The sequence below is a fragment of the Streptomyces sp. LS1784 genome, from assembly GCF_020103755.1.
Classification (GTDB): Bacteria; Actinomycetota; Actinomycetes; order Streptomycetales; family Streptomycetaceae; genus Kitasatospora.
On record NZ_JAHSQD010000371.1, the window covers coordinates 1 to 8,294 of the forward strand.

General features: G+C 71.1%; 10 protein-coding genes and 1 pseudogene. 4 read left to right on the forward strand and 7 right to left on the reverse strand.

Annotation, left to right across the window (positions count from 1 at the left end):
* Positions 1-412, forward strand: a pseudogene (locus KS423_RS31260) (hypothetical protein); the annotation flags it as partial.
* Between the two features lie 93 nt (positions 413-505).
* Positions 506-907 (forward strand): NUDIX domain-containing protein, encoded by a 402-nt coding sequence (locus tag KS423_RS31265; protein WP_224283135.1) that lies wholly within the window; start codon positions 506-508, stop codon positions 905-907.
* A gap of 150 nt (positions 908-1,057) precedes the next feature.
* On the opposite strand, the gene KS423_RS31270 is transcribed toward KS423_RS31265, so the two are convergent.
* From KS423_RS31270 to KS423_RS31295, 6 genes are all read right to left on the reverse strand, one after another.
* Complete coding sequence (locus KS423_RS31270; RefSeq protein WP_224283136.1) at positions 1,058-1,789, reverse strand: hypothetical protein; 732 nt, start codon at positions 1,787-1,789, stop codon at positions 1,058-1,060.
* A 26-nt stretch (positions 1,790-1,815) separates the two neighbouring features.
* Positions 1,816-2,502, reverse strand: a complete 687-nt coding sequence (locus KS423_RS48145) for a pentapeptide repeat-containing protein (protein WP_224283137.1) — start codon at positions 2,500-2,502, stop codon at positions 1,816-1,818.
* Positions 2,503-2,596: 94 nt separating this feature from the next.
* On the reverse strand, positions 2,597-2,827 hold the full coding sequence (gene amcA, locus KS423_RS31280) for a multiple cyclophane-containing RiPP AmcA (RefSeq protein ID WP_224283138.1): 231 nt from the start codon (positions 2,825-2,827) through the stop codon (positions 2,597-2,599).
* Positions 2,824-3,999 (reverse strand): cyclophane-forming radical SAM peptide maturase AmcB, encoded by a 1,176-nt coding sequence (gene amcB, locus KS423_RS31285; protein ID WP_224283139.1) that lies wholly within the window; start codon positions 3,997-3,999, stop codon positions 2,824-2,826. Before amcB ends, amcA begins: the two co-directional genes overlap by 4 nt.
* 107 nt (positions 4,000-4,106) lie before the next feature.
* Positions 4,107-4,658, reverse strand: a complete 552-nt coding sequence (locus tag KS423_RS31290) for a hypothetical protein (protein ID WP_224283140.1) — start codon at positions 4,656-4,658, stop codon at positions 4,107-4,109.
* A gap of 14 nt (positions 4,659-4,672) precedes the next feature.
* Complete coding sequence (locus KS423_RS31295; RefSeq protein WP_224283141.1) at positions 4,673-5,095, reverse strand: ATP-binding protein; 423 nt, start codon at positions 5,093-5,095, stop codon at positions 4,673-4,675.
* Positions 5,096-5,522: 427 nt separating this feature from the next.
* On the opposite strand from KS423_RS31295, the gene KS423_RS31300 reads away from it, so the two are divergent.
* Both KS423_RS31300 and cyaB read left to right on the forward strand, forming a co-directional pair.
* A complete protein-coding gene (locus tag KS423_RS31300; protein ID WP_224283142.1) occupies positions 5,523-6,374 on the forward strand; it encodes a helix-turn-helix transcriptional regulator in 852 nt (283 codons plus the stop codon).
* A gap of 14 nt (positions 6,375-6,388) precedes the next feature.
* Complete coding sequence (gene cyaB / locus KS423_RS31305) at positions 6,389-6,952, forward strand: class IV adenylate cyclase (RefSeq protein ID WP_224283143.1); 564 nt, start codon at positions 6,389-6,391, stop codon at positions 6,950-6,952.
* A gap of 137 nt (positions 6,953-7,089) precedes the next feature.
* Here cyaB and KS423_RS31310 read toward each other — a convergent pair.
* A partial coding sequence (locus tag KS423_RS31310) for an ATP-dependent helicase C-terminal domain-containing protein (protein WP_308020269.1) occupies positions 7,090-8,294 on the reverse strand: 1,205 nt, incomplete at its 5' end.

Genomic DNA, 8,294 nt, shown 5'->3' on the forward strand with positions numbered 1-8,294 from the left:
GGCGAGCGCGCAGCCCTCGCCGAGCCCCTCCGCGGTGCCCTCGCCGGGCCTGTCCGTGGCTCCGGAGCCCGACCCGGCCCCGGCTACCGCTGAGCCCGAGCAACTCGGGGGCGGCGCCCCGACCGCCACCCGGAAGCCGACCGGGAAGGCCGCCGAGGCCACCCCCGCCGCCAAGCCCCAGGGGACGTCCGCGGGGAAGCCCAAGGCCCCGTCGGGGCGGGACCCGCAGGTGCCGCCACCCTGCCCCGAGTGCGAGGCCAAGGCGGGGGATCCCGACCCGCAGCACACGTGCATCCACGACGCGGCCGGCCGGTTCCTCACCTGCAGCCCCGTTCAGATCGGCACCCCGCTCCCGCGCCCGGGGCAGCCAGCCGCCACCCCCACCCCCGGCGGGCCCGACCACACCCACTGACACGGGACCGGCCGCCGGGGCAGGGCCCGGGCGCACGGACCACCCGTCGGGAAGTCCTTCGGAACCGGACCAGTCGGAAAGCGAGGCAGGAGCATGGCAGCCGTCATCGACAAAGTGGCCTGGATCCACACCGAGGGCGGGAAGGTGCTGAGCACGCGTACACGCGGCAAGGACGCCTGCTACCTGCCGGGCGGCAAGCGGGAGCCCGGGGAGAGCGACCTCGACACCCTGGTCCGGGAGGTCCGCGAGGAGCTCACGGTCGCCATCGCGCCGGAGTCCGCGGCACTCCTGGGCGTCTTCGAGGCCCAGGCCCACGGCCACCCGGACGGCGTCCTCGTCCGGATGACCTGTTACACCGCGGCGTACAAGGGGCGTCTGGAGGCGAGCAGCGAGATCGAGGAGGTGGTCTGGCTCACCTACGGCGACAGGCACCGCACCTCTCCCGTCGACCGGCTGATCTTCGACCACCTGCACGCGGTGGGCCTGCTGAGCTGACGCCGGGCACCCGGGCCCGATGCCGACGGGCGGTGCCCTCGCTGTCCTGGCGGGGCACTGCCATGTGATGCGGAAGGTTTCCAGGTGCCGCCACGCGGGCGCGAGGTGGTCGTTCTTCCGGACCGCACACGGCTGCCGCGTCCCGGTCGGTCAGATCAGGGAGGGGAACGCCCTGATCGGCCAGTGGTCGAGCCAGAACGCGGCGGTGGAGGGCTCGGGGAGGTCCATGGTGGAGCCGTCATGGGGCAGCAGCTCGGTGGGGGCGAGGTATCCCTCGCCGGGATCGAGCCGCAGTCGCAGGCAGCGCAGTGGATGCCCGGCGCGCACGTAGGCCCGGATGTCGTCGGTGTGCGGGTGGTGCGCCGGGTCGTCCCTGCCGAGGCGCCGGCAGATGGCCGACGCGTCGGTGTCGCCGATGAGGAGGTAGCGGGAGCCGGGGCCCGCGTTGAGGCACAGCCTGCGCCGGGACAGCCGACGGTGGGCGTACGGGAGCCTGTCCCAGTTGTCGAGATGGATGCCGAGCCGCTTTCCGTTCGCGGGGTTCACCGTGACGGTGAGGTCGCCTGCGGGGCTGGTGGTGTGGTTGGCGTACCGGGTGCGGGGCGAGGGGGTAAACGGAGGGCGGACGGTCCACCAGGGGCCGTGCGTGGTGGACAGCGTGCGCAGGGCTGGGAAGGCGACGAGTTCGACGGCCTCGGCTTCCGGTGCCTGGTGCGGTGCGCGCAGAAGGTCGGCCTCGGTGGGGCTGATGGGTGTCCACCGGCCGGTCGGGACCACAGCCCCGTCCTCGTGGGCCGGATGGTCGTGAGCGACCGCCAGGGTGGTGATCCGGCAGCGGTCGCGGAGCTTGACGTAGTCCGTGAAGACGATGAGCGGCCCCACGCAGGCTCTCCTTTCGGGGGTGGCGGTCAGCGGTGCTGCGGCAGGTCCTCGCTGTAGGTGACGTTCAGTTCGACGAGGAGGGCGTCGGTGAGCTGGTGCTGCTGGGCGCGGCTGATGACGGCTTTCCGCAGGTTGCCGACACCGCGGACGGTGGACAGGTCGCTGCCGCTCAGGTCGAGGTCCCTGTATGTGCCGGCCCCGAACCCGGTGGCGTGCAGCACGCAGTCGTGCATCACCACGCCGGTGAGGTCGCAGCCGGTGAAGGTGGCCTCGGTGAGCACGCACTGGTCGAAGACGAGCGGGCCGCTCGCGCGGACCTGGTCGAAGGTGGCGTAGTCGAGGCGGCAGTTGTCGAACAGGACGTTGTCCAGAACGGCGCCGGTGACGGCCGCGCCCATGAGCCTGCAGTCGCGGAACAGGGTGCGGGACGCCTTGCTGCCGCTCAGCTGGAGGGAGCCGAGGTCGCCGGCGGTGATCTGGACGGAGCTGAGCCGGACGTTCTCGACGGTGGTGCGCTGGGCGGTGACGTTGTGGAGGATGCCGTTGCGAAGGTCGGTCCCGGTGAGGTCGAGGTCCCGGACGTCCTGGTCGGTGTAGCGGAACTCGGTGACGGTACTGCCGGGCCTGGGCGGGGAGTTGATGACGCCCAGGTAGGGGTCGTCGTCCAGGTCCGGGAGGGTGACGGTGGTGCGGCCGTAGCGGCGGGTGGGCACGGGGTTCTCCGGTCGGTGGTCGGGTGCTGCCCGCTGCCCCGGGAGGCAGCGGGCAGCATCGGCGGGGGAGGACAGCAGCGTGCAGCCGGTGGTGTCAGCGGTTGGACCAGTCGGACCAGGACGGCCCGTTGTTCCAGTTGTCCCACGGGGCGCTCTGCCAGTTGTCCCAGGACGGGGCGTTGTTCCACGGGCCTCCGCCGCTGTTGTCCCAGGTCGGCTGGTTGCCCCACTCGATCGTGGGGGTCCCGTCCGGTGGGGTGACGGAGGTGATCAGATCTGCGACGGCGGGAGCGTCGGCGGCGGTGAGCTGTTCCAGAACGGTCACGTGGTTTGCTCCTTGCGTACGGTGTCGGCCAGTGCCAGGACCGGGGCCTGCTCGGTGACGCGGCAGTAGTCGGTCTCGGCGACGGCGAAGGTCCGGTGCTCGAAGTAGCGGTTCCCGGCCTGCGAGCCCCGGCAGTAGTCGAAGAACTCGCAGGTGGACTCGCACTCCTCCAGGCCGGTCAGGAACTCGCCCACGTAGTTCAGCCGGTGCGCCTGGCTCAGGATGGCGCTGATGGGCTGATCAAGGACGTTCCCGGCCCGGAAGTCGTTGTAGGCGGGCGCGGTGATGCCCGCCAGTTCGGGTGACAGCAGGAACACGTCGCCGTTCTTGGCGATGGTCGGCAACGGGTCGATGCGGCTCAGGTGCGCGCGGTCGACGCGCTGGGTGCGGCTCATCCGTAGGTAGCGGCCGAGGCGTTCCAGCTCCCGGACCGGGGCTGTGCCGCCCGGTTGACGGCGCGACCAGGCAAGGGCCTTGCGCCAGAACTCGACGGCCTGTTCGCGGGTGGGCGGGTGGCGTTTGGTGTTGACGCCCTCCAACTCCTCGATGTTGAGGCCGATACTGACCGGCCGGAGTGTGGCGAGGAAGTCGAGGAGCCGGTCGGGATGGGTGATGCTCTCCCGGCTGACGACGGCGATCAACGAGAACGGGACACCGCGGTGCTGTAACCGCTCGATTCCCTTCATGATCCGGTCGAAAGCCGGGCGGCCCTTGCGGTCGGTGCGCCGGGCCGTCAGGTCTGCGGGGCCGTCGATGCTGACGCCGACCCGGAACCCGTACTCGGTCAGGAGGTCGCACCACTCGTCATTGATCAGGGTGGCGTTCGTCTGGACGGCGTGCTCCAGCAGGCCCTTGCGGCGCAGTTCCTCGAACGGCTGGAGTAGTTCCGTGAAGCGCCGCCGCCCGAGTGCCAGCGGTTCTCCGGCGTGCCAGATCAGCCCGAGAGGTTTGCCGTGGTGGCCGTCCACCAGCCCGCTCGCCGACCGTGCGACGGCCTCGGCAACTGCCGTCGGCATGGGGGCCTTGTCGTCGCGGTCGGGCAGGTAGCAGTACGTGCAGTTCAGGTTGCAGAAGCCGGTCGGCTGGATCACCAGGTTTCGGGGAACGCGGTTGATCCGGTGCTGGTAGCGGCGCAGCAGGGCCACGTCCTGTCGGGTTGGCACGGTGTTCACGGTCGGTCCTCTCCGTTGGGCGTGATTCCGGCCGTGGGCCTGTCGCCAGCGGCTGTTCGGTGCGCAGGAAGTCGGTGGGGCCGACTTCCTGTGCAGGGCGCGTGGGTTCAGGTGTGGGTGGCTTGGGTGCGGCAGTGGGTGAGGGCGTATGTGATGCGGGTGTCGGGGGTGGGGGTGGTGGTGAGGAGTTCGCCGGCGGTGGTGAGGGCGGTCCAGTAGGTGGTGGGGTTCCCGGTGCGGGGGAGGGGGTGGGTGGCGGCGAGGGAGAGGTAGGCGGCGGTGAGGTTGCCGGTGGTGAACCAGCGCTGGAGGCCGTGGTGGTGGCCGGGGCGGATGCCGCCGAGGGCGTCGATGGCGGTGAGGAGGAGGTCGACGACGGCGAGTTCGGTGGGGGTGAGGGACTTGGGGATGTCGAAGACGCCGAGGGCTTCGAGGAGTTCGCCGGTGTCGGTTTCGGTGTTGGGGCGGGGGTTGGCGAGGAGGGCGTCGTAGCAATCGTTGAGGCGGCGGGTGGTTTCGGCGAGGGGGATGTCGAGGGCGAGGCAGACGGCGCGGGCGGAGGGGAAGGGGCGGCGGGTGCGGCGGGCGAGGAGGGCGTAGGTCGCGGCGGGGGTGCGGCCGCGGGAGAGGGCGTGGCGGGCGAGGGTGGCGAGGTGCATGGGTGGGGTGGCTTTCAGGCGAAGGTGGTGGCGGGGGCGATGTGGGCCCAGACGAACTTGCCGATGCCGCAGGGGCGGGAGGTGCAGCCCCAGCGCTCGGCGAGCTCGTTGACGAGGAACATCCCGCGGCCGTGCTCGTCGTCGGCGCTCGGGGTGTGGAGGGTCGGCCGTCCGGAGCCGGCGTCGTGGACTTCGAGACGCAGGCGGGAGTTGACGAGGGCGAAGCGGACTTCGATGTGCCGGTCATCGGGCGCGTCGGAGTGCTGGACGGCGTTGGCGAACAGCTCACCCAGCAGCAGCTCTGCGGTATCGCGGTAGCGGTCCCCGGAGGGCAGCCCGGAGAGATAGGCCCGGAGCAAGTAGCGGGCCAGGGGCGTGGATTCGTTCCGCGAGTCGAGGCGCGCGACGAATGTGCAGGGACGGTGGGTTTTGAGCATGAAGGCCTCGTCGAGAGCAGAGGGGGACGAACGAAGGGAGCGCGATTGTCGGTGAGACGTCGCTGTGCCGGGCTGGCAGTTCGCGAATACGTACCCGCCACCTCTGCGGGCCTTGAGTTCGATAACGATGCTGTCCGCGGCGGGGCCGCTTCTGATGACGGTCACGATCCACCTCCGAGGCGCGAGGGGTGTGCAACGACCGCCAACCGAACGAGATCGAGTAGGGCCTGGCGGGCGTAGGGACAGGGTTGGTCGGTCCCTGCTCACCATCCTCGCCATCGAAATGGACGCAGGGCCTGGTCCGGAGTCGGGCGGGGGTGCAGATGGCAGGTGTCACGTATTCAGCGTCGTCTGGCGGATCGTCACGTCCGATACTCTGCCGGTAATCTCACTGTGAGATGCATTGTTGAACGACTGGGAGCGACCTGTGGGAACCGCCCTGGAACCGATCAAACTGCCGGATCTCGCATGGCAGAACGCCGAGGTCCGCGACGCGCTCCGGCGCAGGGACGTGGCTGCGTTGTTCCGCTACGTCCAGCACCACAGCGGCGCGAGCCAGGCTCGGCTCGCGGTCCAGGTAGGAATGACCCAGAGCCGCGTGAACGAGATCATCAACGGTCGGCGAGAGGTCGTTCGCCTCGACGTGTTCGAGCGAATCGCGGACGGCCTTCAGATGCCCGACCCCGCACGCCGCCTACTCGGGCTGGCGTCACGAACTTCGGGGCAACGCACAGCTGGATCCGCGTTCGATCTTTCTGCGTTCCCCGAAGTGGTCAGGGTCTACAACGACCAGGCTGCCGCAACCGCCGAAATCCAGCGCGCGGCACGGTCCGCAGTTGAGCTGGACGTGCTGGCTGTACGTGGCCTGGGCCTCCTCGCCCTCCGCGACTCCCTGCTGCGTCAGCACCTCGATCGCAACGGTGACCCGGCGCCGCGCCTGCGTGTCCTTCTCCTCGATCCGGATTCGCCTGCGGCCGGGCAGCGCGCGGCTGAGATCGGAGAGTCGGCCGAGTCCCTCGCCAGTGGCATTCTCCTCGCCGAGGCCCGGCTCCGGGAGCTCGCCGATGTGGGCCACGTCGAGGTCTACCGGTACACCGCGGTGCCGGTCTGGCGGATCATCCGACTGGACAGCACTCTCTACGTGGGGGCATTCGATGCGGGCTGGGAGGGTCACGAGTCGGCAACGTATAAGGTGCTGCCCACTCCGTCCGGCCCGCTCTATCGGGGCTGGCAGAGGCAGTTCGAGGTGTTGCTGGACGGCGCTCAACGCGTGGTCTGAAGGAGGAACCGGCAATGGCGATCGAGGCGGAGCTCAAGGCCGTCGTACGCGACCCCGAACACGTCCTCGCGCGATTGGAGGAGTCGTACGGCGCCGGCCGCGCCGAGGTGTACCGCGACACGTACTATGACGCCCCGGACGGCAGCCTGATGGGCGCCGACCGCGAGCTGCGGATCCGCACCGTTCACGGGCCCGACGACACCCGCACCGTGCTCACGTACAAGGGTGCCCGGGTGGACGAGGCGTCCGGGTCGAAGTGGGAGGCCGAGACCCGGGTGGAGGACGCCGAGGCGGCACACGAGATCATCCGCGGCCTCGGCTTCACCCCGCGTATCCGGTTCGAGAAGCGGTGCCGCAACTACGCCTTCGAAAGCGACGGCCGGCGGTTCCTCGCCACGCTCGTCCGCGTCCCGGAGCTCGACGCGACATTCATCGAGGTCGAGACCGCTACGGCCGCCCAGGACGGCCTCGGAGCGGCGCTCGACGCCGTGCGGGCCGTACTGGCCGACCTCGGGGTCGACGAGGACGACCTGACAGCGGAGCTGTACACGGACGCGGTGGCCGCAGCTCGGGCCTGATCCCGCGGAGAGCGGCTGGGCGGTGTGGTGCCACGCCCGCGAGGGAGTGAGCACCCTCCTCACGTTCCCGGCCAATCTCCGCGATCCGGCCGAACCGATGCGACTGATGCCGCCGGGCGGCGGGATCAGTCGGTCAGCTACTTCCGGGCGTTGGTGCGGCGGGTGGGTTCCGCCGTCGTCGGGTCTTCGGGCCAGGGGTGGCGGGGGTAGCGCCCCCTGAGATCGGCGCGGACGGCGCGGTAGCCCTCGTGCCAGAAGCTCGCCAGATCGCCGGTGACGGCGGCGGGGCGGCCGGCGGGGGACAGCATGTGGATGGTCAGCGGTATGCGGCCGCCGGCCAGGGAAGGGGTCGCCGTCCAGCCGAAGAGTTCCTGCAACTTGACGGCCAGGACCGGGCGTTCGGTGGTGTAGTCGACTCGTATTTTCGAGCCCGACGGCACGGTGATGCGCTCGGGGGCGAGTTCGTCCAGGCGGCCGGCTTCGCCGGTGGCCCAGGGGAGGAGCCTCTGGAGGGCAGCCGTCGTATCGATCCGCGCGAGGTCGGTGCGGCGGCGGGCGCGGGAGAGTTCGGGCTCCAGCCATTCGTCGGCGCGTTCCAGCAAGGCGCCATCGCTGACGTCGGGCCAGGGGTCGCCGATGGCGGTGTGGAGGAAGGCCAGGCGTTCGCGGAGGTTGGACGGGAAGGCCAACAGGGTGCTCACTCCCTCGCGGGCGAGGCCCTCCAGCAAGGCGGCGCGGACGAGGGCCGGGTCGGGGCGGTTGAGGGGCTTCTCCGCGAGTTCGATCGAGCCCAGCGACTCGACCCGGCGGGAGACGACCTCGCCGCGGCGGGTGTCCCAGTGCACCTCCTCGCGGGCGGTGAGCAGCGCCGCTCCGGCGTCCAGGGCGGTGGCCTCGTCCAGCGCCGCCGCGTGCAGGACGCGCGCGGAGTGCGAGCCCGCCGGGCGGTCGGCGACGGCGACGGCGAGCCAGGGCAGGGCGCCCAGCGTGGTGCCGGGGGCGAGTTCGGCGGCCGTCCCGGAGGCCATCAGGTATGGGCTGCGCTCGCCGGGGGCGGGCCGCTCCACCCGGGCGCGGGCGATGCGTTCGGGGAAGGCCAGGGCGACGACGAGGCCGACGGCGGTGGCGTCGGGGAGGTCGGTGGCGGGCTCGTCGGAGGTGGCGCGCAGCAGTCGGCGTACCTCCTCGCGCCAGCGGCCGGCGTAGGGGTCGCGGGAGTTCCGTACGGTCCGCCAGACCGCGCCGAGGTCGTCGCCGAGCGCACGCGGTGGCTCCTCGGAGAGCAGCGCGACCACCTCGGCGGCCCGCCGCGCACCGACGGCCGCCGCGCCGTCGACCAGGG

Coding starts and splice junctions, on each gene's coding strand:
- KS423_RS31295 (WP_224283141.1), bottom strand. CDS start 5,095: ATGCTCAAAACCCACCGTCCCTGCACATTCGTCGCGCGCCTCGACTCG.
- KS423_RS31290 (WP_224283140.1), bottom strand. CDS start 4,658: ATGCACCTCGCCACCCTCGCCCGCCACGCCCTCTCCCGCGGCCGCACC.
- KS423_RS31265 (WP_224283135.1), top strand. CDS start 506: ATGGCAGCCGTCATCGACAAAGTGGCCTGGATCCACACCGAGGGCGGG.
- cyaB (WP_224283143.1), top strand. CDS start 6,389: ATGGCGATCGAGGCGGAGCTCAAGGCCGTCGTACGCGACCCCGAACAC.